At 71.9% G+C, this 23,058-nt stretch carries 21 protein-coding genes; 16 read left to right on the top strand and 5 right to left on the bottom strand.

The window, feature by feature from the left end:
• Positions 1 to 67: 67 nt before the first annotated feature.
• Both L8M95_RS01030 and L8M95_RS01025 read right to left on the bottom strand, forming a co-directional pair.
• A complete protein-coding gene (locus tag L8M95_RS01030; RefSeq protein WP_260487504.1) occupies positions 68 to 835 on the bottom strand; it encodes a thioesterase family protein in 768 nt (255 codons plus the stop codon).
• Positions 835 to 1,746 carry a RecB family exonuclease gene (locus L8M95_RS01025; RefSeq protein ID WP_260487503.1) on the bottom strand — a complete coding sequence of 304 codons (912 nt, stop codon included), beginning with the start codon at positions 1,744 to 1,746 and terminating at the stop codon, positions 835 to 837. Before L8M95_RS01025 ends, L8M95_RS01030 begins: the two co-directional genes overlap by 1 nt.
• Before the next feature lie 59 nt (positions 1,747 to 1,805).
• Between L8M95_RS01025 and L8M95_RS01020 the strand changes: the two genes are divergently transcribed.
• From L8M95_RS01020 to L8M95_RS00975, 10 genes are all read left to right on the top strand, one after another.
• Positions 1,806 to 2,645 carry a tRNA (adenine-N1)-methyltransferase gene (locus tag L8M95_RS01020; protein ID WP_069390069.1) on the top strand — a complete coding sequence of 280 codons (840 nt, stop codon included), beginning with the start codon at positions 1,806 to 1,808 and terminating at the stop codon, positions 2,643 to 2,645.
• A gap of 248 nt (positions 2,646 to 2,893) precedes the next feature.
• Positions 2,894 to 4,522: a proteasome ATPase gene (gene arc, locus L8M95_RS01015; RefSeq protein WP_396119723.1), complete on the top strand. Its 1,629-nt coding sequence runs from the start codon at positions 2,894 to 2,896 to the stop codon at positions 4,520 to 4,522.
• On the top strand, positions 4,519 to 6,036 hold the full coding sequence (dop, locus tag L8M95_RS01010) for a depupylase/deamidase Dop (protein WP_260487501.1): 1,518 nt from the start codon (positions 4,519 to 4,521) through the stop codon (positions 6,034 to 6,036). The genes arc and dop overlap by 4 nt, the downstream gene beginning before the upstream one ends.
• 45 nt (positions 6,037 to 6,081) lie before the next feature.
• A complete protein-coding gene (locus L8M95_RS01005) occupies positions 6,082 to 6,258 on the top strand; it encodes a ubiquitin-like protein Pup (RefSeq protein WP_260487500.1) in 177 nt (58 codons plus the stop codon).
• Between the two features lie 6 nt (positions 6,259 to 6,264).
• On the top strand, positions 6,265 to 7,671 hold the full coding sequence (pafA, locus tag L8M95_RS01000) for a Pup--protein ligase (RefSeq protein WP_260487499.1): 1,407 nt from the start codon (positions 6,265 to 6,267) through the stop codon (positions 7,669 to 7,671).
• An 11-nt stretch (positions 7,672 to 7,682) separates the two neighbouring features.
• Complete coding sequence (locus tag L8M95_RS00995; RefSeq protein ID WP_260487498.1) at positions 7,683 to 8,651, top strand: YafY family protein; 969 nt, start codon at positions 7,683 to 7,685, stop codon at positions 8,649 to 8,651.
• Complete coding sequence (locus L8M95_RS00990) at positions 8,648 to 9,628, top strand: YafY family protein (RefSeq protein ID WP_260487497.1); 981 nt, start codon at positions 8,648 to 8,650, stop codon at positions 9,626 to 9,628. Before L8M95_RS00995 ends, L8M95_RS00990 begins: the two co-directional genes overlap by 4 nt.
• Positions 9,629 to 9,736: 108 nt before the next feature.
• Positions 9,737 to 10,174 carry a Sec-independent protein translocase subunit TatA gene (gene tatA / locus L8M95_RS00985; protein WP_260487496.1) on the top strand — a complete coding sequence of 146 codons (438 nt, stop codon included), beginning with the start codon at positions 9,737 to 9,739 and terminating at the stop codon, positions 10,172 to 10,174.
• Positions 10,175 to 10,186: 12 nt separating this feature from the next.
• Positions 10,187 to 11,254: a twin-arginine translocase subunit TatC gene (gene tatC, locus L8M95_RS00980; RefSeq protein WP_260487495.1), complete on the top strand. Its 1,068-nt coding sequence runs from the start codon at positions 10,187 to 10,189 to the stop codon at positions 11,252 to 11,254.
• Positions 11,238 to 13,898, top strand: a complete 2,661-nt coding sequence (locus L8M95_RS00975; RefSeq protein ID WP_260487494.1) for an RNA helicase — start codon at positions 11,238 to 11,240, stop codon at positions 13,896 to 13,898. Before tatC ends, L8M95_RS00975 begins: the two co-directional genes overlap by 17 nt.
• A 52-nt stretch (positions 13,899 to 13,950) precedes the next feature.
• Here L8M95_RS00975 and L8M95_RS00970 read toward each other — a convergent pair whose 3' ends face one another.
• Positions 13,951 to 14,880 (bottom strand): 5'-3' exonuclease, encoded by a 930-nt coding sequence (locus L8M95_RS00970; RefSeq protein WP_260487493.1) that lies wholly within the window; start codon positions 14,878 to 14,880, stop codon positions 13,951 to 13,953.
• A 91-nt stretch (positions 14,881 to 14,971) separates the two neighbouring features.
• Between L8M95_RS00970 and L8M95_RS00965 the strand changes: the two genes are divergently transcribed.
• The gene (locus tag L8M95_RS00965; RefSeq protein WP_260487492.1) at positions 14,972 to 16,078 is read left to right on the top strand and encodes a Xaa-Pro peptidase family protein; all 1,107 of its coding nucleotides are present in this window, start codon (positions 14,972 to 14,974) and stop codon (positions 16,076 to 16,078) included.
• A 56-nt stretch (positions 16,079 to 16,134) separates the two neighbouring features.
• Here L8M95_RS00965 and L8M95_RS00960 read toward each other — a convergent pair whose 3' ends face one another.
• Positions 16,135 to 16,542 (bottom strand): pyridoxamine 5'-phosphate oxidase family protein, encoded by a 408-nt coding sequence (locus tag L8M95_RS00960; protein WP_260487491.1) that lies wholly within the window; start codon positions 16,540 to 16,542, stop codon positions 16,135 to 16,137.
• Between the two features lie 118 nt (positions 16,543 to 16,660).
• On the opposite strand from L8M95_RS00960, the gene L8M95_RS00955 reads away from it, so the two are divergent.
• Entirely contained in the window at positions 16,661 to 17,440 is a 780-nt protein-coding gene (locus L8M95_RS00955) for an SDR family NAD(P)-dependent oxidoreductase (RefSeq protein WP_260487490.1), read from the top strand.
• Complete coding sequence (locus L8M95_RS00950; protein WP_260487489.1) at positions 17,437 to 18,693, top strand: cobalt-precorrin-6A reductase; 1,257 nt, start codon at positions 17,437 to 17,439, stop codon at positions 18,691 to 18,693. Before L8M95_RS00955 ends, L8M95_RS00950 begins: the two co-directional genes overlap by 4 nt.
• 7 nt (positions 18,694 to 18,700) lie before the next feature.
• Here L8M95_RS00950 and L8M95_RS00945 read toward each other — a convergent pair whose 3' ends face one another.
• Entirely contained in the window at positions 18,701 to 19,645 is a 945-nt protein-coding gene (locus L8M95_RS00945; protein ID WP_260487488.1) for a precorrin-3B synthase, read from the bottom strand.
• A gap of 68 nt (positions 19,646 to 19,713) precedes the next feature.
• Between L8M95_RS00945 and L8M95_RS00940 the strand changes: the two genes are divergently transcribed.
• The 3 genes from L8M95_RS00940 to L8M95_RS00930 are packed head-to-tail and all read left to right on the top strand — an operon-like array spanning position 19,714 to position 22,994.
• Positions 19,714 to 20,619, top strand: a complete 906-nt coding sequence (locus L8M95_RS00940) for an amidohydrolase (protein ID WP_260487487.1) — start codon at positions 19,714 to 19,716, stop codon at positions 20,617 to 20,619.
• Positions 20,619 to 22,214, top strand: a complete 1,596-nt coding sequence (gene lnt, locus L8M95_RS00935; protein WP_260487486.1) for an apolipoprotein N-acyltransferase — start codon at positions 20,619 to 20,621, stop codon at positions 22,212 to 22,214. Before L8M95_RS00940 ends, lnt begins: the two co-directional genes overlap by 1 nt.
• Positions 22,215 to 22,994 carry a polyprenol monophosphomannose synthase gene (locus L8M95_RS00930; protein WP_260487485.1) on the top strand — a complete coding sequence of 260 codons (780 nt, stop codon included), beginning with the start codon at positions 22,215 to 22,217 and terminating at the stop codon, positions 22,992 to 22,994.
• The last annotated feature ends 64 nt before the right edge of the window (positions 22,995 to 23,058 follow it).

The following is a 23,058-nucleotide window of genomic DNA, read 5'->3' as shown; positions in this document are numbered from 1 at the left end:
GCTACCCGCACAGGGGCAGCGGATCCGAAGTCGCAGTAGCGGATTCCAGCGCTCTGACCGGGCCCGATCAGACCCGCTCGACGAGCAGTGCCTGCAGGGTGTGACCGATCGCGCCGACCTCGTCGAAGAGCGTCCCGGAGGTCGCGCCCACCCCGTCGGGGCCGATCGAGGCCTGCGCCGACACGCCGATCCACTGACCGACGGGCCGGCGGTGCAGGTGCGTCACCACGTCGGTGTTGAGGAAACGCCACTGCTCGGGCTCGAGGACCGCCCCGACCCCGTTGGCGATGTCCGCGACGCACATCACGTGCTCGGCGGGGCTCGTCTCCTCGCCGGCCACCAGCGGCAGGGTGGGGCGGGCCCACACCGTCCCGTCCGAAGCGCCACGGATCTCGAGGGAGTCGATGTATCCGCTGGTCCAGCGGTTGAAGAACTCACTGTTGTGATCCGAGACCGGCAGCTTGCGGGGCTGCTGGGACGCCTGTTCGACATCGGCGGTGTCGCTGACGAGCATCCGCCACGCGCTCGCCCGGGCGACGATCCGTCCCTGCGCCTCGAGCTCGGACTCGAGCAGCTGGATCCGCCGACCCGGTCGGGTCACGCGCGCCCGCGTCCGCAGCTCGCCCAGTGGCACCGGACCCAGCAGATCGACCGCCACCCGCGCGATGCGCGTCTCGTCGGACGGGTCCAGCCGATCCATCGCCCGGGTGAGGATGGCGGACGGCGGGGCCCCGTGCTGCAGGTCGGGGCCCCACGCGCTCACGGTGTGTGGGGTTGCTCGGAAGACCTCCCAGCCGTCGTCGGTTCCCAGCGGCTCGAAGTAGGCCTCCGTCATCATGTTCTCCTCGGTTCTCCCTGACCTGACAGCAGAGTGTCCGTTCCGGCCGGCACCACACGCGTCCCGGGCCAGCCCGGGTACTCCGGCGGGGTACCGCCGAACGCCGGACACAACGCCCGATGATTGCACCAGTCGCAGAGGCGGGATGTCCGGGGGCGGAAGTCCCCGGTCTCACCCGCCCGCTCGATCTCCGACCACAACGAGTCGAGGGACGCCTCGGTCTCGCCGAGGGATGCGTGATCCGGGGTGAAGGTGAGCCAGCTGCCGTTCTTGAGGTAGATGAGTTTGAGCTGGGCGGGCAGCACCCCGTGGACGCGGTGGTACATCAGGGCGTAGAAGCGCATCTGGAACATCGCCTGGTGCTGGTACCGCGGATTCGGGGGCTTGCCGGTCTTGTAGTCGACGACCCTGACCTCGCCGGTCGGCGCCACGTCGACCCGGTCGAGGTAGCCGTGGAGCGGGGTGCCCGACTGAGTGGCCGTGAGCAGGTACTGCTCGCACGAAGCGGGGGAGAAGCGCTGCGGGTCCTCGACGCCGTAGAGGGCCGAGACCAGGCCCGCGACCTCGGCCTCGAACCCGGGGCGGTCGGCCACGGGTACCACGTCGGCCCCGTCCTCCGCCGCGTAGAAGTGCTCGACGGCGGTGGGGACCAGATCCGCGGCGCGCTGCGGCGCGCGGTCGGACTGCTCGAGTCCGTACAGCTCCTCGAGCACCGAGTGGACGACCGTGCCGAGGACCTGCGCCCGGGTCTTGGGCTCGGGGAGGCGGTCGATGGTCCTCAGTCGGTACAGCAGCGGGCACTGGCGGAAGTCCGCCGCACGCGAGGCCGAGAGTGCGAGCGGCTTGCGTTCCGGCAGGGGTACGTCGCCCGTCGCCGGGATGCCGCCGATTTCGAGGGGATCCGTCACACCTGGCAGGGTAGACAACCGGTCGGACAACCGGCCCTCATGTCCCCCCTGGAGGTCCCGTGCAGCGATCCGGTCCGTTCGTCGTGGGCGACCGCGTCCAACTCACCGACACCAAGGGACGCAAGTACACGGTCGTCCTCGTCGAGGGCGCCGAGTTCTTCACCCACCACGGGGCGGTCCGCCACGACGACCTCATCGGTGCGCCGGAGGGGTCGATCGTGACCTCGACCAAGGACTCCCACTACCTCGCGCTGCGTCCTCTGCTCACGGACTACGTGTTGTCCATGCCGCGGGGTGCCCAGGTGATCTACCCCAAGGACGCGGCGCAGATCGTGCACGAGGGCGACGTGTTCCCCGGCGCCCGCGTGCTGGAGGCCGGCGCTGGGTCCGGCGCGCTGACCTGTTCGCTGCTCCGGGCCGTGGGCCCCGAGGGGCGTGTGTTCTCCTACGAGATCCGCGAGGACCACGCCGAGCACGCCGAGCGGAACGTCCGCACGTTCTACGGCGAGCATCCGGAGAACTGGGATCTGCGCGTCGCGGACCTGGCCGAGACCTCCGTGGAGGCACTCGGGGGCCAGGTCGACCGCGTTGTGCTGGACATGCTCGCGCCGTGGGAATGCCTGCCCACGGTGAGCGACGTGTTGGTCCCCGGCGGTGTGCTGGTCGCCTACGTGGCCACCACGACCCAGTTGTCGGACGTCGTGGAGGCCCTGCGGCGTCAGCAGTGCTGGACCGAGCCCCGGGCGTGGGAGTCGATCAACCGCGGCTGGCACGTGGTCGGTCTGGCCGTGCGTCCGGAGCACCGCATGCAGGGCCACACGGCGTTCCTCGTGACCGCACGGCGGCTCGCCGAGGGCGTGACCACCCTCAAGCCCAAACGACGCAGCGGCAAGGGCTGACCGCCCGGCCGCGAACCCTGCACCCCGATCACCTTCGCCCCGATCACCCTCGCCCGGGTCGCCTGCGCCCGATCATCGGCGCCCCGGTCCGCGGAAACCCGCACCGGTGCGTGGCCGATAGGGTGGAGGCGACGACGACGAGGGACTCGTCGACGACCGAGAGGGCAGGTGATCGCGTGACCGAGGGACGTTCCCCGGCCGGCCAGGGTCAGGACCGGGTCTCCGTCGACCGCGCCGAGCTCGCACGGCTGCGGAAGGCCGTGGACGAGGGGGCCCGCTCGGACCGCGAGAAGGCGATCAAGATCGACGCCCTCGGCGCGCGCAACGTCCGGCTCGCGGAACTGCTCAAGGACTCGCGCGACCAGGTCGAGGCCCTCAAGGGCGAGGTCGAACGTCTCGGTACCCCGCCCAGCACCTACGGCGTGGTCCTCGCCCGTCCCGCCGGCCCGGACTCCGTGGAGGTCATGGCCGCGGGTAGGCGGATGCGTCTCGCGATCGCCCCCGGGGTGGACGCCACCGAACTGACGGCGGGAACCACGGTGCGTCTCAACGAGTCCATGACCGTGCTGGAGGTCTCCGGCGAGCTCCCCGTCACCGGGGTCACCGCGGTGTTCCGTGACGTGCTCGCCGACGGCGTCCGCGCCCGCGTGGTGATGGGCAACGACGAGGAGCACATCGTCGTGCTCGCCACCGCGCTGCGGGGCGGGCGCACGGCCGAGCACCCGGCCCCGGTGCGCCCCGGGGACGCCGTGTTGGTCGATCCCAAGGCGGGCGTGGCCTACGAGGTCGTGCCGAAGGCCGAGGTCGACGAGCTCCTCCTGGAGGAGATCCCGATGGTCGAGTACTCCGACATCGGCGGTCTCGGCCCGCAGATCGAGCAGATCCGGGACGCGATCGAGCTGCCCTTCATCCACCACGACCTCTACCGCGAGTTCCACCTGGCCCCGCCCAAGGGCGTCCTGCTCTACGGTCCGCCCGGGTGCGGTAAGACCCTCATCGCCAAGGCCGTCGCGCACTCGCTGGCTCGCGCGTCGGCGGTCTCCCGCGGCGATGACGTGTCCGACGGTCGGTATCCGAACTCGTACTTCCTGTCCATCAAGGGGCCGGAACTGCTCAACAAGTACGTCGGCGAGACCGAGCGGCACATCCGCTCCATCTTCGAGCGGGCACGGGAGAAGGCGACCGAGGGCAACCCGGTCATCGTGTTCTTCGACGAGATGGACTCGATTTTCCGTACCCGCGGTTCCGGGGTGTCCTCGGACATGGAGACCACGATCGTGCCCCAGCTGCTGGCGGAGATCGACGGCGTGGAGGATCTGCGCAACGTCATCGTGATCGGCGCCTCCAACCGCGAGGACATGATCGACCCGGCCATCCTGCGTCCCGGTCGTCTCGACCTCAAGATCCGCATCGACCGGCCCGACCGTGACGCCGCATCCGACATCCTGGCCAAGTACATCACCCCCGACCTGCGATTCGACCCGGACGAGGTCGGCGCCGCGGACGTGCAGAGGCACGTGGCGGCCCTCATCGACCGGATCGTCGACAGGCTCTACACCCGCGACGCGTCCACCACGTACGTGCACCTCGTGTACGCCTCCGGGCGCAGGTCCTCGCTGTATCTTGCGGACCTCACCTCGGGTGCGATGCTGCGCAACATCGTGGACCGCGCGAAGAAGCTGGCGATCAAGGACATCGTCCACGGCACCGGCCGGGGCCTGACCACCGACGATTTCCTCGATGCCGTCGACGCGGAGTTCGCCGAGAGCGCCGACCTGCCCAACACCTCCAACCCCCAGGAATGGGCTCGCCTGACCGGCGTGCGCGGTGAGCGGGTCGTCGACGTCTCCATCCCCACCAGGGGAGCGGACCAGTGACCCCGCCCGTTCAGAACGCGTCGGGTGAGGTCGTGCGCGGCCGGATCATCGGCACCGAAATCGAGTTCGGCATCGTCGCGGTGGGCCAGCCCCTGCTCAGCTCGGTGGTCAGCTCCACCCAGGTGATCAAGGCGTACACGGACCCCGGCGAGTCCGCCGGCGGCGCCGACGGGACCCGCTGGGACTACGACTCGGAGTCACCGCTCCGGGACGCCCGCGGCTTCGACCTCGGAGCGGCGCGGGCGTACGACCCGAGCGAGTTCGGGGTGACGAACCGGGTGCTGACCAACGGCGCACGGTTCTACGTCGACCACGCCCACCCCGAGTACTCCGCACCCGAGGTCGACTCGCCCCACGACGCGGTGGTCTGGGACAAGGCGGGGGAGCTGATCATGCACCGCGCCGGCGTCGAGTCCTCGGCCACCGAGGGCAACGCCGAGCTCAAGCTGTACAAGAACAACGTCGACGGCAAGGGTGCCTCGTACGGGGCGCACGAGAACTACCTGGTCCGCCGGGACGTCGACTTCGACGCCCTCACCCTGAGCCTGGCGCCACACCTGCTGTCCCGGCAGGTGTTCTGCGGCGCGGGCCGCGTGGGCATCGGACAGTCCGGGGAGAAGGCGGGATTCCAGCTCTCCCAGCGCGCCGACTACATCGAAGTGCTCACCGGGCTCGAGACCACCCTGCGCCGCGGCATCATCAACACCCGTGACGAGCCCCACGCGTCCGACGACACGTGGCGACGCCTGCACGTCATCATCGGCGACGCGACCATGTCCGAACTGGCGACCTACCTCAAGATCGGCACGACCTGTCTCGTGCTGGACGCGATCGAGGCGGGCGTGGACTTCTCCGACCTCCTGCCCGTCGACCCCGTCGAGGCGGTGCACGTCATCAGCCACGACACGACCCTGACCGCCACGGTGCCGCTGCCCGACGGCCGCGCCCAGACCGGCATCGGACTCCAGCGCGAGATCCTGGGCCGCGTCGCCGACCTCGTCGGAGACGGCGCCGGCCGGCCGGGCTGGGCCACCGAGGTCCTCGACGAGTGGCGGGACATCCTCGACGCCCTCGAGCAGGACCCCATGTCGTGCGCCGACCGCCTGGACTGGCCGGCCAAGCTGCGTCTGCTCGAGGGGTTCCGCGCGCGCGACGGGCTGGGCTGGGACCACGCCCGGCTCGCACTCATCGACGTCCAGTACCACGACATCGACCCGGAGCGCGGCCTCTACAACCGTCTCGTGGCGAAGGGTGCGATGCGTCGACTCACCACGGCCGACGAGGTCGAGGCGGCGGTCACGACCCCGCCCGCCGGAACGCGGGCCTGGGCGAGGGGACGCTTCCTCGCCGAACTCGGAGACCGCATCCACTCCGCCGGGTGGGACCTCGTCGTCGTCGTCGACTCCCGCGGCCACCAGCGCCACGTCGACCTCACCGACCCCTACACGGGGACCCGGGAGTTCTGCGAGGCCCACCCGGATTTCCTCAGTCCCGACGGGCCGTCACCGTGGTGACCGCGCGGGCCAACACCACCACCTCCCACCGCTAAGGAGCAGTCCATGTCCCAGATCCAGAAGAACGCCGGCGGCCCGGCCGACGGCGACGACGAGGCGGGCCAGGTCGTCAAGGCCGCCGACACCACCTCCGCCGACTCGCTGCTCGACGAGATCGACGACATCCTCGAGACCAACGCCGAGGAGTTCGTGAAGTCCTACGTCCAGAAGGGCGGGCAGTAGACCGCCATGATCCGTCGCATCGTCGGGATAGAGACGGAGTTCGGGATCACCAGCGTCGGCGGTGACGGCGCGCGTTCCCTCGGTGCCGACGAGATCGCCCGCTACTTCTTCCGGCCCGTGGTGCAGCGGTGGCGCAGCTCCAACGTCTTCCTGGAGAACGGCTCCCGCCTCTACCTCGACGTGGGCTCCCACCCCGAGTACGCGACCGCCGAATGCGACGGGTTGCGCCAGCTCGTCGCACACGACAGGGCGGGGGAGCGGATCGTCGACGACCTGGCGCTGCAGGCCGAGCAGGCGCTCGCGGCCGAGGGGATCGACGTCAAGGTCTACCTGTTCAAGAACAACACCGACTCGGTGGGCAACTCCTACGGGTGCCACGAGAACTACCTCCTCGACCGTGCCACCCAGGTCCGCAGCATCGCCACCACCCTGCTGCCGTTCCTGGTGAGTCGGCAGCTCATCTGCGGCGCCGGGAAGATCCTGCCGGGCACCCCCTCGGGCGTCGGGCTCGGCGAGACGGACGAGCCGACGTTCTGCTTCTCCCAGCGCGCCGAGCACATGTGGGACGGCGTCTCGTCGGCCACCACCCGCTCGCGGCCGCTCATCAACACCCGCGACGAGCCGCACGCCGACTCGACCCGGTTCCGGCGCATGCACGTGATCGTGGGCGACTCCAACATGATCGAGACCACCACGATGCTCAAGATCGCCAGCACCCGGCTCGTGCTGGAGATGCTCGAGGCGGGCGTCGAACTGCGGCCGATGGCCGTGGCCCATCCGGTCAGGGCGATCCGTGAGATCAGCCGCGACCTCACCGGCACCCGGCCCGTCGCGATGACCGACGGCACCACCATGACGGCGCTGGAGATCCAGCGGGAGTTCCTCGCCGCGGTCCACCGCTACCTCCGGGGCGGGGGATGGGAGCGCGACGACCGCCCGGACATCGAGCGGTGCGTGGCGCTGTGGGAACGGGTGCTCGACGCCGTCGAGTCCGGGGACCACGACTCCATCGCCGCCGACATCGACTGGGCCGCCAAGCTGCGGCTCATCCGGCAGGTCCAGTCCAGGACGGGCGTCGACCTCGATCACCCCCGGCTGTCCCAGATCGACCTGACCTACCACGACGTGCGCCCCGGCCGCGGTCTGCACTCCGTCCTCGAGCGCCGGGGGCTCGTCTCCCGCGTCGTGGACGACGCCGAGGTGGAGCGGGCCCGCACCATCGCCCCCGGGAGCACCCGCGCGGCGCTGCGGGGCAGGTTCATCACGGCCGCCCGGGACGCCGAGCGCGACTTCACCGTGGACTGGGTCCACCTCAAGGTCGCCGACGGCACCCTGCCCACGGTCGCCCTGACGGACCCGTTCGCCCACGAGGACCCGCGTGTCGACGATCTCGTCGCCGCGCTCGGACGATAGCGTCTCCAGGCGTGCCCACCTCGAAGTCCCAACGTCTGGTCAACCTCGTGATCTGCCTCCGGTCGACCAACGCGTTCCTGTCGGCGGGGGAGATCCGCAGGATGGTCCAGGGCTACGACGACGCCGAGAACGACGCCGCCTACCTCCGGATGTTCGAGCGGGACAAGCGGGAACTGCGCGATGCCGGAGTCCCGCTCGAGCAGGGTGCCTCACTGGCTCCCGGCTCGCCGGCGGGGTACCGGATCCCCGCCCACGGGTACGAGCTGCCCGACATCACCCTCACGCCCCAGCAGGCCGGTGTGCTCGCCGTCGCGGCCGAGGTGTGGCGCGAGGGGGAGCGGGCCGCCCGCGCCGACGGGGCGCTGGCCAAACTCACCGCCGCGGGCATCGACCCCGTGCACGACGCCGGCGCGACCGTCTCGGTGACGGACCCGGCCGAGCTCGCCACCGCCGCCCTGGTCGCGGAAGCGATCGCCGAGGGGTCGACCGTCACCTTCTCGCACACCCCCGCCGGGGCCGCCGAGCCCACCGCCCGCCGTGTCGAACCGTGGTGGACCGGATCCCGCCACGGGCACTGGTACCTCGTGGGCCACGATCTCGACCGTGGCGAGCCCCGCACGTTCCGCCTCGTCCGCATCTCCGATGTGCGACTCGGGCGCGCCGCACGGACCGTCCCCGTCCCCTCCACAGAGCGGGTCCTCGCGTTGCTGGACGACGCCGTCTCCCGGCTCAACCCCCTGCTCGAGGCCGCGGTCTGGGTCGCCGACGGCAGGGCCGCCGAGCTGCGGGCCATGGCCCGGTCCGAGACCCCCGCCCGGCGGTTCGGCAGGGACGGGGTCGACCTCGAGGTCGCCGCGCCGCTCGGTGAGCTGTCCGCGCTGGTGGCCGCCCAGGGCCCGGACGCCGTGGCCCTGCGTCCGGCCGAGCTCCGTGTCCGGGTCGTGTCGATCCTCACCGCCGCCGAGGAGGCCGCCCGATGAGCGCCCGCTCCGTCCCGCTGGCCACGCTGCTCAGCGTGGTCCCGTACTTCCACACCCGGGGTGCGGTCCCCGTGGCCGACGCCGCCCGCGACCTCGGACTGACGGAGACACAGCTCCGGGCCGCGCTGTGGCAACTGTGGTCCTGCGGTCTGCCCGGGTACGGCCCCGGTGACCTGATCGACCTCGCCTTCTCCTCCGAGGATCTCGATGACGCCGACCTGGTCGAGGTCACCTTCACCGCCGGGATCGACCGGCCGGTCCGGTTGACGGCCGCCGAGGCGGTGACGCTCGAGACCGGCCTGGCGGTGTTCCTCGACCAACCCGAGGTCATCGACCAGTCCGCACTACGCGACCTGCTGGCGACACTCCGCACCGCGACCGGGGCCGATGACCGTGGCGCAGAGGTTGCCGCCCGGCGCGAGACCCCGGACTCGGACCCGGACGCGGACGCCGACGTCGTCCGCACCGCCGTCCACGACGGCCGTGCGCTGCGCTTCGTCTACCACTCGGCCAGCTCCGACACCTCCACGACCCGGGTCGTGGACCCCGCGCGCCTGTCCGTCGCCGACGGTCACTCCTACGTCCACGGGGTGGACCGTGAGTCCGGGCAGTGGCGGACCTTCCGCACCGACCGGATGAGCGGGGTCGAGGAGGTGGGACCGCGCCGCGCGCTGGGACCCGAGCCACAGGACGACGGCGAGGGCGACATCCGCCTGGAGTCCGCCCGTGTCCCCGCCGCCGCGGCATGGTTCCTCGACGAGTTCCGGTTCCACAGCGTGATCCGCCGCCCGGACGGCGATCTGGACGTCGAGATCGCCTACCACGACCGCGCGTGGCTGCTCCGCTTCCTCCTCGGACACGCGGACGTCGTGCGGGCCGTCGAGCCCGGACTGGCAGCCGAGGTCGCGCGCCGCGCCGCGGGCGGGCTCGAGGTCTATTCGGCGACGCCCGGAGACGCTACGGAAACGGGTGTGTGAATATCTGGAGAACATCCAGCTCGCAGCCGGTTTCCGGGGGCGCTGGGGTGACGATTCCCGATGCCGGTGCGCTAGCATGGGTGTGTTGTCAGACAAACGGAGGTTGACATGGGTGCGTTGAGCATCTGGCACTGGCTCATCGTCCTCGCGGTGGTGCTCCTGCTGTTCGGTTCGAAGAAGCTCCCGGACGCCGCCCGCGGCCTCGGACGGTCGATGCGCATCTTCAAGTCGGAGATCAAGGAGATGCAGAACGACGACAAGCCGGTCGAGAACCCGGAGCCGCAGGCACTCACCCAGGCCCAGCCGAACGCCGCCCAGTATGCGCAGCCGCAGGGGCAGCAGTTCGCCCAGCCGCAGCAGCAGCAGGCACCCCAGCAGTTCCAGCCGCAGGGCCCGGGATTTCCGCAGGCGCCGCAGCAGCCGTACCAGCAGCAGCAGCAGGGCCAGCAGCCGACCCCGCAGCCGTACCAGCAGCAGCAGGGCCAGCAGCAGTTCACCGACCCCACCGCCCCGTACCAGGGTGGCCAGGGTCAGCAGGGGCAGTAGGCCAGCCTCTCCATGACGCAGACCGAGACCGCTGACACCGGCGCCACCCGCAAGGGCGGCGCCGGTCGCCTGCTGTCCAGACGCCGCCGCCGGCCACGCAACCCCGACGGCACGATGCCGCTCATCGAGCACGTCTATGAGTTGCGCAATCGTGTGCTCATCGCGATGGCGGCGATCATCGTCACGCTCGGCTTCGGGTTCTGGTGGTACGGGAGCGGTTTCCTCGGCGTCCCGTCCCTGGGTGGCATCCTCACCGGTCCCTACTGCGACATCCCGCCGGGGGCGCGCCTGCAGCTCGGCGACAACGGCGATGAGTGCCGCCTCCTGGCCACCGGGCCGTTCGAGCAGTTCATGCTCCGACTCAAGGTGTCCGCCACCGCCGGTATCGTGCTGGCCAGCCCGGTCTGGCTCTACCAGTTGTGGGCGTTCATCACACCGGGCCTGCACAAGAACGAGAAGCGCTACGGCGTCGTCTTCACCTTCCTCGCGGCCGTGCTGTTCATCGGTGGCGCGGTCCTGGCCTACGTCGTGATCGTCCACGCGTTGGAGTTCCTGCTCTCGATCGGCGACAACGTCCAGACCACGGCGCTGTCGGGCACGCAGTACTTCACGTTCCTCATCCAGCTCATCCTCATCTTCGGGGTGAGTTTCGAGATCCCACTCCTGCTCGCGATGCTCAACGTCGCCGGGGTGGTGAGCTACGAGGTGCTGGCCAAGTCGCGTCGCGGGATCATCATGGGCATCTTCGTGTTCGCGGCCGTGGCCTCGCCCGGCCAGGACCCGTTCTCGATGCTCGCCCTCGCGGTGGCGGTGACCATCCTCGTCGAGGGCGCCATCCAGTTCGCGCGCCTCCACGACAAGCGCAAGAACAAGTCCCGCGCCGACTGGCTCGAGGTGGACGACGAATCGGCCTCGCCGCTGGGCCCCGCAGACGGTGTCGGGGGATCCGGCCCCCTCGAGCGTCCCGCGCCGCTGACGACCCCCGCCCCCGACACCTGCACCCGGACGCCCGGCGACACCCGCCCGCTCCAGGCCCCGGCCCCGGCCGGTGGCGGCTCACTCTATGACGACATCACCTGACGACCCCCATACCGACCAGGTCCTCGAGGACTTCCTCACGGGGGAGGGCTTCTCACCGGATCCCTTCCAACTCGAGGCGTTCTCCGCCCTGGACGCCGGGCGCAACCTCCTCGTCTCAGCGCCCACCGGGTCCGGGAAGACCCTCGTCGGCGAATACGCCGCGCACCGGTCGCTCGCCGGGGGCGGGCGCTGCTTCTACACCACCCCGATCAAGGCACTGAGCAACCAGAAGTTCCGGCAGTTCCGCACCCGCTTCGGCGCCGAGAACGTGGGGCTGCTCACCGGCGACCACTCGATCGACGCGGATGCGCCCATCGTGGTGATGACCACCGAGGTCCTCCGGAACATGATCTACAGCGGGTCGTCGGCCCTCCACGATCTGGACTGCGCGGTGATGGACGAGATCCACTACCTCGGCGACCGTTCGAGGGGCGTGGTGTGGGAGGAGATCATCCTCACCCTCGATCCGGCCGTCCGGCTGGTCGGATTGTCCGCCACCCTGAGCAACACCGACGAGCTGGGCGGGTGGATCACCGAGATCCGCGGTGACACCGCCGTGGTGCTGTCCGAACACCGCCCTGTACCGCTGGCCCACATGCTGTACACCGATGGCGATCTGATCCCCATCCGGGCAGCCGCCGACCAGCGCAGACGGTCGAGGAGCGGATACCACGACGAGCGGGTCGCGGCCCGACCCCGCGCGCAGTGGGCGCGCCGACAGGACGTCATCGAGAAACTCGACGACGAGCGGCTACTACCGGCCATCTACTTCGTGTTCTCCCGCGCGGGTTGTGACGGCGCCGTCGCCCAGATGCGGCGGGCCCGCCTCCGGCTCACCACCGGCGAGGAGGCCCGCCGCATCGCCTCCCACGTGGACGCCGCCTGCGCTCGGGTCCCACAGCACGACCTCGACGCTCTCGACTTCGCCTCGTTCCGCGCCGGCCTGGTCGACGGGCTCGCCGCCCACCACGCCGGGATGCTCCCGCTCTTCCGGACCATCGTCGAGGAACTGTTCTCCGCGGGGCTGATCAAGGTCGTGTTCGCGACCGAGACACTGGCCCTGGGCATCCACATGCCGGCCCGTGCCGTAGTGCTGGAGAAGACGACCAAGTTCAACGGTGACACGCACGCGATGCTCACCTCCGCGGAGTATTCGCAGATCACGGGCAGGGCCGGCCGGCGGGGAATCGACACCAAGGGCACCGCGGTGGTGCTCGACCAGCCGGACCTCGACCTGGACGCCCTCTCCGCCCTCGTCGACACCCCGCGATTCCCACTGCACAGCGCCTTCGCGCCCGACTATTCGATGGCGGTCAACCTCGTCGAACAGCTCGGCGTCGAGGAGGCCACCACGCTGATCGGCCGGTCGTTCGCCCAGTTCCAGACCGACCGCACCCTGGTGTCCCGGTCCCGTGCCATCGAGCGGCGCTCCGACGAACGGGACCGGATGCGTGCCTCGCTCGAGGAGGCAGGGGGAGACGCGGACCTCGACGAGTACATGGGATTGCGGGCCGAGCTCAGCCGACTGGAGCGCAAGGCCGAGAAGTCGAGCCGGGACGACCGACTCGCGTCGGTCCGGGCGGCGATGCTCAAGCAGACCGCCGGCTCGGTGATCACCGTGGGCCGCAAACGGTTCGGCATGGTCGCGACCGTCCTGCAGGTGCGTACCGACATCCAGTCCGACCCCGCGCTGCTCTGCCTCACCGACACCGGGTGGACAGGCTGGCTACGCCAGAACGACTTCGCCTCACCCCCTGTCCCGGTGGGCCGGGTCGACCTGCCCAGGGGTCGCCGGAAGCTCGACGGGCGCGCCAAGCGCGCACTGGTGCAGCGCATGGAGCACCTGCGGGGCAAGGCGAAAGGCCGGATGAAGAGCGCCGGGGGCAAGCCCGTCCGCAAGGACCCGCGGATCGCTGCGGCCCGCCGGGCGCTGCGCCAGCACCTGCTGCACGAGGACCCGCGGGTCGACAAGCTCGCCCGACTCCACGAGCGCTGGGCCCGCGCCGACGCGGACGTCGCCGCACTCACCGCGGAGGTCGACGCCGACGCCGATTCGCTGGCCCGCCGCTTCCGCCGCATCGTCGACCTGCTCCGCCACCTCGGTTATCTGGAGGAGGTGGGTGGTGTCCTCCGCGCCACCGACGCCGGGCGACTCCTGGCGGGGGTGCACACCGAGCAGGACCTGTTCGTCGCCGAGTGCCTGCGGCGGGGAGTGTGGCGCGGTCTCGATGCCGCGGGCCTCGCGGCGGTCGTCACCACCGTCGTGGCCCACCCGCGGACGGACTCGGCGGTCCGCGCCCCCTCCGACGACATCCTGCGCGACGCCCTCGCCGAGACGGAGCGGGTTGCCGGCGACGTTGCCGAGATCGAACGCTCGCACCGCCTGCCCACCACACCGGACCTGGACGCGGGGCTCGCGCCCGTGATGCACCACTGGGTCTCCGGCGGCGCGCTCGCCTCGATCCTCGCGGCCTCGTGGCAGGAGGGCGTCGAGCTCACCGCCGGTGACTTCGTGCGGTCCGCCCGCCTCGTGGTGGACGTCCTCGCCCAGCTCGGTCAGGTCGCCGAACCGGAGGTGGCTCGCACCGCCCGGTCCGCGGTGGGGTCCCTGCGCCGCGGCGTGGTGCTCGACCACATGGCCTGAGCCCGTCCCCGTGGGGGCGTGCACGGCTGCGACGACCTGGGTCCCCGTCGGCTCAGACCGCGTCGAGTCCCTCCGTCGCCTCGACGAGTCGGCTGATCGCGCGGGCCTGCCCGGTCGACTCGCCCAGCGTCTCGAGTCGCCCGGAGTCCACCTCCCCTCGGCGGCCGTCGACGTCGCCCTCGAACTGCACGTCGAACTCGCGGCCACCCAGGCGGACGACCCCGCGGGCCGCGGCGAGGTAGTCGGCCCCCTCGGTGATCGCCTTGCGCTGGCGTGCGGTCAGCGCCGATCCCGGATCGTCGGCGGCGGCGACGATGCCGTCGAGGTCGCCGTACTCGCGCAGCAGGGTCGCGGCGGTCTTCGCGCCGACCCCCGCCACCCCGGGCAAGCCGTCCGAGGCGTCGCCGACCAGCACCGCATAGTCCGCATACACGCGCGCATCGTCACCCGCGGGCAGGTCGAAGCGCTCCGCGACGACCTCCGGGGTGTACGCGAGACGCTTCTTCATCCCCGCTCCCACGTACACGACGGTCGTGCTCACCGACGCCAGCTGGAACAGGTCGCGGTCGCCCGTCACGACCAGTACCTCACGACCCCGGGTGGCCAGCGCGGCCAGCACGTCGTCGGCCTCCGCGTCCTGCGCCCACGCCTGGGTGATGCCCGCCGCCCCGAGGATTCCGCGGATCACCTCGACCTGCGGGGCCAGCGACGCGGGGGCGTCCTCCTCGCCGTCGTCACCCACCCGGTGGGCCTTGTACGAGGGCAACAGCTCCACCCGCCAGTCCGGACGCCACGCACGGTCCAGCGCGGCCACCAGGCCGGACGGGGAGTACTCGTCCACGAGCACGGCCACCATGTCGCAGAAGCCGCGCACGGCGTTGGCGGGCGAGCCGTCCGGGCCGGTGATCTTCTCCGGCACTGAGTGGAACGCGCGGAACCACAGGCCGGCGCTGTCGAGAACCATGAGCGGGCCCTGGGACACCGCGCCTCCTCGGGATCGTGGGGTGTGGAGTGAGCATGTGGAGTGAGTAGCTGGAAGTCAGGCTAGTCGCCCCGGGCCTACTCTGGAGGGCATGGACAACCCCACCGCACAGACCCACTCGTACCGTCTGGCCGCCGTCCGCGATCGCGCGCGGGAGCTCGGGATCGACCACGTGGTGGTGTACTCCGGCGAGGACATGTCGTATCTCACCGGGGAGCGCATGGACTCGCACGAGCGGCTCACCGCGCTGGTCGTCCCGGTCGACGGGGACCAGCCGCTACTGGTGCTGCCGGCGCTCGAACTCACCGGCGTCACCCGGCGCGCGGCCGACCGCGTGGGGGCGAGGATCCACCCGTGGTCGGACGGGACCGACGCCATCGCGCTCGTCACCGGGTCGGTCGCCGGGCGGGTGGCGGTCTCCACCGCCCTGCCGGCTCTGCACCTGGTTCCGCTCCAGGACGGTGTCGACGGCGAGGTGGTCCTCGCCTCGGAGGTGATCGATCACGTGCGGGCCGTGAAGACCGGGCACGAGGTGGGCGAGCTCGCCGAGGCCGCCCGGCGCATCGATGCAGTACATGCCCGGATGGGGGAGTTCCTGCAGGTGGGCCGGACCGAGGCGCAGGTCGGCGAGCTCATCACCGCCGCCATCGAGTCCGAGGGGCTCACGCACGCCGAGTTCGTGATCGTCGGCTCGGGGCCCAACGGCGCCGACCCGCACCACGGGGTGTCCGACCGGGTGGTCGAGACCGGGGACATCGTGGTGGTGGACATCGGCGGGCCGCTGCCCAGCGGCTACCACTCCGACTGCACCCGGACCTACTCGATGGGCCAGCCCACCGCCGAGGTCGCCGAGGCCTACGCAGCGCTGGAGGAAGCGCAGCGCCTGGCACGTGAGGCCGTCCGCCCGGGGATCGCGATCGGCGAGGTCGACGCCGCCGCCCGCGAGCACCTCGCCGCCGCCGGGCTCGGGGAGTTGTTCATCCACCGCACCGGGCACGGGATCGGCCTGGGACTGCACGAGCCGCCGTTCGTCGCGCCCGGCGCGGACACGGTGCTCGCCGAGGGGATGACGTTCTCGGTGGAGCCCGGCGTCTACACGGCCGGGGTGTGGGGCGCGCGGCTGGAGGACATCGTGGCCGTCACCGCCGATGGCCGCCGCGACCTGAACAACGGCGACCGCGGCCTGCGCGTCCTCTGAGCAGCCGAAATGGATCGAGGGCGGCCGCGCACCCGTCCGCGCATCGAATCGCGGAGTCAGGCGCCGGTGAACATCTGCTTGGAGCCCAGGACACGATCCACCTCGATCGCCAACACCACCCGCTCGGGGTTCGGGCTCGGCTCGCGGTACCGCATCGCATAGCGGCGCTCGCCCTCGCGGACCGAGTCGGGATCCTCGAGTAGGCGGATGGTCCCCTCGAAGGTGAGCCACCGCCCGCGGTCGACATGCGAGACCGCCGCGCGGCCGCCGCGCCGGGCATTGGCCGCCTTCTGTGATCCCCGCCGGGTGATGACACGCGCCAGCCCGCCCTCCGCATCGATCGTGAATCCCACGGCGACCACGTGCGGCGAACCGTCACGCCGGAGCGTGGTCAGGCTGCCGAGGTGGTACTCGGACAGGAAGCGGTGGGCGTCGTCGGAGAGATCCGCCATCGAGTGGGCCATGACGCCGAGACTGCCACAGTGGGTCGACGGCGGTGAGCCGGCCGCAGTGAGTCGGCCGCAGTGAGTCGACGCAGTGAGTCAACGCAGAGCGCGACACGCTGCATGGGAGACTGGCCACATGCCCACACCCGCAACCCCGTCGTCCCGGTCCGAGTCCGGCGGTGAGGTCGTGGTGGTCTTCGGTGGCCGCAGCGAGATCGGTCTGGCCGTCGCCCACCGCCTCGCACCCGGCCGCACCGTCGTCCTGGCGAGCCGGCCCGGAGGCGACGTTTCCGAGCTCGCGGCCCCGCTGCGGACTGCTGGTGCCACGGCGGTGGAACTCGTCGACTTCGACGCCGACGACCTCGACTCCCACGCGACGGTCGTGGCGGACATCGAGGACCGGGTCGGGGAGATCGATATCGCCGTCCTGGCCTTCGGCATCCTGGGGGACCAGGAGGTGGCCGAGCGCGACTCGCGCGCCGCGGCCCGCATCCTGCACACCGACTTCGTGGCCCAGGCAGCTCTTCTCACGGTTCTGGCCGAGCGGATGAAGCCCCGCCGACGCGGGGTGCTCGTCGCGTTCTCCTCCGTCGCCGGACAGCGGGTCAGGCGCGCCAACTACGTGTACGGCTCGGCCAAGGCCGGGCTCGACGGGTTCGCCTCCGGCATGGCCGACGCCCTGCACGGCACGGGCGTCACCCTGGTGATCCCGCGCCCGGGTTTCGTGATCGGCCGGATGACCGCGGGCATGGACCCCGCACCGTTCTCGTCCACGCCGGACCAGGTGGCGGACGCGGTGGTCGACCGCGTCGAGTCGCGCACGGCGGGCGTGGTGTGGATCCCGTGGCAGCTGCGCGTCATGTTCGCCGTCGCACGGCTCGTCCCGCAGCCGATCTGGAGGCGGATGCCGCGGTGAGCGCCCCGCCCCCGCCGGGCACGGACCCGGTGGATGTACACCTCGTGGGAATCGGCCCGGGCCCGGTCGACCTCCTCACCGTCCGCGCCTCCCGCCTCATCGCCATGAGCGGCACCGTTCTGGTGGACCCGGACCCGGTCGGTCCGGGCGCGCTGGGACTGTGCCCGCCGACGGCTCTGGTCGTCGACTCCTCCGAGTTGACGCCGGCGGCCGCGGCCGCGACGGTCCGGGAGGCCGTCGACCGCGGCGACCGGGTCGTGCGGCTCTACCAGGGTGATCCCACGCACCACCCCGATCTACCGGCCCACACCCGGGCCCTCGACGACGAGGGGATCTGCTGGGAGCTCGTGCCGGGGATCCCCGCCGACGCCCCGGGGGTCCCCACCCCGGCCCCACATCCCGCCCCGGCCCAGCAGCCCACCCCCGCCCCGCTGCAGCCCGCGGCGGTCCCAGCAGCGGTCCCGGCAGCTGAGGTGTCGCCCGCGACCGCGATGCCCGGAGGGTCGCCCGGGCTGATCCTTGTCCTCGGCGGAACGGGGGAGGCCCGCCGGCTCGCTGATCTCATGGTCACCGCCGGGCTCGACGTGGTGACGTCCCTGGCGGGCAAGGTCACGCGGCCGAGGCTGCCGCGCGGGGAGGTGCGGATCGGTGGTTTCGGAGGCGCCGAGGGATTGGCGCGCTGGTTGCGCGAGAACGGTGTCAGTGCGGTGATCGACGCGACCGATCCGTTCTCCGATCAGATCTCGGAGGCAGCGGTGCGGGCCGCGCGAGAGACCGGCACGCCCCTGCTGCGCCTGCACCGCCCGCCGTGGAGCGAGCAGCCCGGCGACGAATGGATCCGGGTCCCGGACGTGCAGACCGCGGCACACGTGGTGCGGGAGCGGTTCCGTCGACCGATGCTCACGGTGGGCAAGCAGGGCGCGTCCGCGTTCGCCGGGGACACCCGGGGGTCGTATCTCATCCGGTGTTCGGAGCCACCCCCCGGTGCGCTCCCGCACCGCTACCTGCTGGTGTTGGACCGGGGACCGTTCGGTGTGGACTCCGAACGGACGCTGATGTCCCGACACCGGATCGATGTCCTGGTCACCCGCAACAGCGGCGGGGCCACCTCGGAGGCCAAGCTCGCAGCCGCCCGCGACCTGCACATCCCCGTGGTGATGGTGGGCCGACCCGAGGCACCGACGGCACCGGAGACCGTCCACTCGGTCGATGACGCCGCCCGCTGGCTGGTCGAGCGGTTCGGTTCGCGCTGAGCCAAGCTCACGGCGCGCCGGCCGCCCATGGCGACTCGGCGTCGAAGATCATCCCCATCGGCGCCAGCACCCGCACGACCTGCTCGGCCATCGGTTCGGTGAGCTCGTGCAGGCCGATGACCCGGTCCGCCGAGATGGTGGTCGGCCGCTCCACCGCACCGAGGAACTCGGCGAGACGGGCGGGAACGACGCCGTCGGGCACCACGGCGAGCAGGCTTACCAGCCCGTCGGCGGTGTCGATCCACCCCACCCGCGGCGTCACTACGCCCGTAGTGCTACCGGTCGTCGCGGCGTCCGCGGCCGGGCCCGGGGCGGTGACGGCGGCGGGGTGGGTGCCCAGGGCATCGACGACGAGTCGGTGCAGTGAGCCGGACCCGGGCACCCGCGTCGGCCCGGCCGAACCGGTCAACCGAACTGCTGCGTCGATGAGGACGGTCGCGGCATCGGACACCGCGACCCGGTACGGGACGGCACGGCCGGCGACGTGGACCCGCGCGCTGCCGTCCGTCCCGTCCACGACGACCGCCAGGTCGGGGGAATGAGCCAGGACATCGCCCGAGCCGTCGTCGACCCCGAACAGCATCTGTCCGTGCAGGGCGTCGGCCTCGTCGCGGGCGAGCAGAGCGGCCTCGAGCCGACGCGGCAGATCGCCGACGTCATGGTGCCCGCCCAGCCGCCCGGCCATGGGGGAGGCGATGATGTCGCGGGCCCTGGGGTGGGCGAGGCCCGCCGGCAGGCCCGCGGCCTCGAGGTCCCGAGTCGCGACCTCGACCGGATCGCGGTCCGCACCCACGATCCGGGCCCCACCCCTGGCCGTGAGCTGGACGCCACCGCGGTGGCCGGCGGCGAGTGACGCCAGGGCGGTCCAGTGGTCGTGACGCAGGCGGCCACCGGGGAAGCGGAGCGTGTCCCCGGTTCGGGAGGAACCGGCCGTGTGGGGGGAGTCGTTCACGGGCCCCAGCGTAGGCCCGGGGGGTGGGGGCCCGGGCCGCCGGTCGGCGCTCGGGGATAATCGCCCGCATGACCGCTTTCCTGGCTACCGGGGGCCGTGTGCTCACGCCCGCCTCACGAGACGCAACCGCCCTGGCCCACGAGAACGGACTCATCGTGTGGGCCGGCTCCGACGCCCCGGGTCCCGCCCTCTTCCCGGGTGCCGAGAGGGTCGACCTGGAGGGGGACTGGGTGGCTCCGGCGTTCGCCGAGTGCCTCCCCGAGGGCCTGGGCCTCGCCGCCGCGGCCGCCCGCGGCGTGGTGCCCGCCGCCCTGCCATCCGCACACGGACTCGACGGCATCGAGGACCGGGTGCGCGCGGGGGAACGGGTGGTGCTCGACGCCGACGTCGACCCGGCGCAGCTCGCCGCCGAGCTCACCAGGCTCGCCGGGGAGGTGGGCGGTCCCGCCGTCGCACGGTGCATCCCCGTGCTCGTCGGCGGGACCGCGACCCGGAACACAGACGACACCACGCTCGCCGCCCTGGCCGCCGTGGGCACCGTGATCCTGCTGCGCCCGCTCGTCGACGACCTCGCCGGCACCGACATCGTGCGCATCGCCGCCTCCGGGGTGGCGCTCGCCGCCTCGACCCGGGTGGGCGACGAGGTCCGGCCGTGGGACGCTCTGCGGGCCCTGACCTCGGTCGAGGGTGGCCGGGGCCTGTCCCCCAGGGCGGCGTTCACCGCCACCACACGGGGTGCACGTCGAGCCGCAGGAGCCCGGGACGGCACGGCCGGCACCCTCACACCCGGCACCCCGGCGACCTTCGCCCGGTGGCAGACCGGAGAGTTGGCCGTGGTCGCCGCCGACGACGCCGTCCAGCGGTGGTCCACCGATCCCCGGTCGGGAGTGCCCCCGATGCCGGATCTCACCGGGCCCGACCCCGTTCTGCGAGCGCTCCTGGTGGACGGCCTGCCCGCCGGCACCACAGCCTGATGCCCCTGCTGGTCAGGGTGGCCCTCGCAGCCGTCGCCGGTGCGCTGCTGGCGGCCTCGTTCCCTCCGATCGGCCTGTGGTGGACCGCGCTTCTCGCGATCGCCGTCCTCGTCGTCGTCCTGTCCCCGTCCGGCGGCACCACCATCCGGATACGTACCGGGGCGCTCCTCGGGTTCACCTCCGGCCTCGTCTTCTTCCTCCTCCTCGTCCCGTGGGTGGGCCTGTACGTGGGCGCCTACGCCTCCTGGGGCCTCTCGGTGGTCGAGGCTCTGTACCTCGCCGCGTTCGGCGCCGGCGCCGCGGCCATCCTCCGGGCAGGCCTCGACCCCGGCACCCGCCGCGGCCCACGTGCGGTCGGCGCCGTGCTCGGGGTGGCCGGCTGGTGGTCGCTGTGGGAATGGGTCCGCTCGTCCTGGCCCTGGGGCGGCTTCCCGTGGGGGCGGCTGGCGTTCGGCCAGGCCGACGGTCCGCTGCTACCACTGGCGTCACTGGGCGGCGCCCCGCTGGTCGGGTTCGCGGTGGCGTCGGTCGGCGCGGCGATCGGCGTCGCCGTCCTGCTCGTCGCCGGCCGTGACCGACCCGTCCGCGCCGCCACCGGCCTGCTCACGGTGCCCCTGGTGACCGCGGGTCTGGTCGCCGTCGCGGCCCTCGCCCCGACCGGCGGCGAGCCCACCGACACCGTCGAGGTCGCCGTGATCCAGGGCAACGTCCCGCGCCTCGGCCTGGACTTCAACGCCCAACGCCGCGCGGTGCTCGAGAACCACCTGCGCGTCACCGCCGAGTACGCCGAGGACGTCGAGGACGGCACCGAACCCCGCCCGGACCTCGTCCTGTGGCCGGAGAACGCCTCCGACATCTCACCCCTGTCGGATCGGCTCGCCGGCGCCCAGATCACCGCCCTGTCCCGCCGCCTGGAGGCGCCGATCCTCGTGGGCACCGTCCTGCCCACCGTCGAGGGCCGCGAAGCCCACAACTCCTACCTCGTGTGGGACGGTCGGACCTCCGACGCCGCCGGGGGCCCGGTCACCGACCGCCACGACAAGAAGTACATCCAACCGTTCGGCGAGTGGCTCCCGCTGCGCGCACCGCTCGAGGCGCTGTTCCCGATCGCCCGGACCGCCGGCCACTTCATCCCCGGCGACGGCGACGGCCTCGTCACCGCGGGCGGTGTGGACCTGGGCGTGGCCATCTGCTTCGAGGTGGCCTTCGACGCCGCCGCCCGCGAACCCGTCTCCCGCGGCGCGCAGATCCTCACCGTCCCCACCAACAACGCCACCTTCGGCCGCTCACCCATGACGTACCAGCAACTCGCCATGTCCCGGGTTCGGGCCGTCGAGCACAACGTGCCCGTGCTCATCGCCGCCACCAGCGGGGTCAGTGCCGTGATCGGCCCCGACGGCGCCGTCCGCGCCGAGACCGGCATATTCGAGCCCGCCGTGCTGGCGACTCAGGTCGAGGTCGGAGGGGCCGGTACGATGGCAAGCCGACTGGGTGGCACCCCGCAGGCGGTGTGTTGCCTCATCGGGCTCGTCGCACTGGCATGGGCGCTGGTCCGCACCCGGCAACGACCCGCGACCCGAACCGAGGAGAAGTAAGTGACCGATCCGACGACGCCGGGCGAGAGCGTGCCCTCCGCGCGCACGCTGGTGATCATCCCGACCTATGACGAGCGGGACAACCTGCCCGGCGTCGTGGAGCGGTTGCTCGCCTCGGCCCCTGAGGTGTCGGTCCTCATCGCCGACGACAACAGCCCCGACGGCACCGGCGAGGTCGCCGACGAGTTGGCCGCCGCGGACCCGCGCGGCCGCATCACCGTGATGCACCGCGAGGGGAAGCAGGGGCTGGGCGCCGCGTACATCGCCGGGTTCCGATGGGGCCTGGAACGCGGCTACACCGTGCTCGTGGAGATGGATGCCGACGGCAGCCACCCGCCCGAGCGACTGCCCGCGATGCTCGCCGCCGTCGACGGCGGCGCCGACCTGGCGATCGGCTCCCGGTACGTCCCCGGGGGCGCCGTGGTCAACTGGCCGTGGCAGCGCCACGTCATCTCGCGCGGCGGCAACGTCTACTCCCGGGTCATGCTGGGTGTGGGAATCAAGGACATCACCGCCGGCTATCGCGCCTACCGCGCCGACGCCCTGGCCGAGCTGGACCTCGACGCCATCGAGTCGAAGGGCTACTGCTTCCAGATCGACATGACGTGGCGCCTGCTGGGCAACGGGCGCCGGGTCGTGGAGGTGCCCATCACCTTCACCGAACGCACCGTCGGTCAGTCCAAGATGAGCGAGTCGATCTTCCGTGAGGCCGCGGTCAATGTGGCCCGCTGGGGCTGGGAGAAGCGACGCGCCCAGCTCAAGGCCCTGGTCGGCCGCTGACTCCGGACAGAGACGAACGCCCCGGCCCTCCAGGGGCCGGGGCGTTCGTCTGCCGCCGGGTGGT

This window comes from Dietzia sp. B32 (genome assembly GCF_024732245.1).
GTDB lineage: Bacteria > Actinomycetota > Actinomycetes > Mycobacteriales > Mycobacteriaceae > Dietzia.
Note: the sequence above shows the minus strand (reverse complement) of the source record. Positions and strands in the feature narration are given on the sequence as shown.

Excerpts from the sequence above, each read along its gene's own strand:
- L8M95_RS00965 (WP_260487492.1), top strand. The coding sequence starts at position 14,972 with ATGGACAACCCCACCGCACAGACCCACTCGTACCGTCTGGCCGCCGTC.
- L8M95_RS00960 (WP_260487491.1), bottom strand. The coding sequence starts at position 16,542 with ATGGCCCACTCGATGGCGGATCTCTCCGACGACGCCCACCGCTTCCTG.
- L8M95_RS00940 (WP_260487487.1), top strand. The coding sequence starts at position 19,714 with ATGACCGCTTTCCTGGCTACCGGGGGCCGTGTGCTCACGCCCGCCTCA.
- lnt (WP_260487486.1), top strand. The coding sequence starts at position 20,619 with ATGCCCCTGCTGGTCAGGGTGGCCCTCGCAGCCGTCGCCGGTGCGCTG.
- tatC (WP_260487495.1), top strand. The coding sequence starts at position 10,187 with ATGACGCAGACCGAGACCGCTGACACCGGCGCCACCCGCAAGGGCGGC.
- L8M95_RS01030 (WP_260487504.1), bottom strand. The coding sequence starts at position 835 with ATGACGGAGGCCTACTTCGAGCCGCTGGGAACCGACGACGGCTGGGAG.
- tatA (WP_260487496.1), top strand. The coding sequence starts at position 9,737 with ATGGGTGCGTTGAGCATCTGGCACTGGCTCATCGTCCTCGCGGTGGTG.
- L8M95_RS00975 (WP_260487494.1), top strand. The coding sequence starts at position 11,238 with ATGACGACATCACCTGACGACCCCCATACCGACCAGGTCCTCGAGGAC.
- L8M95_RS01005 (WP_260487500.1), top strand. The coding sequence starts at position 6,082 with ATGTCCCAGATCCAGAAGAACGCCGGCGGCCCGGCCGACGGCGACGAC.
- L8M95_RS00990 (WP_260487497.1), top strand. The coding sequence starts at position 8,648 with ATGAGCGCCCGCTCCGTCCCGCTGGCCACGCTGCTCAGCGTGGTCCCG.
- L8M95_RS00955 (WP_260487490.1), top strand. The coding sequence starts at position 16,661 with ATGCCCACACCCGCAACCCCGTCGTCCCGGTCCGAGTCCGGCGGTGAG.
- pafA (WP_260487499.1), top strand. The coding sequence starts at position 6,265 with ATGATCCGTCGCATCGTCGGGATAGAGACGGAGTTCGGGATCACCAGC.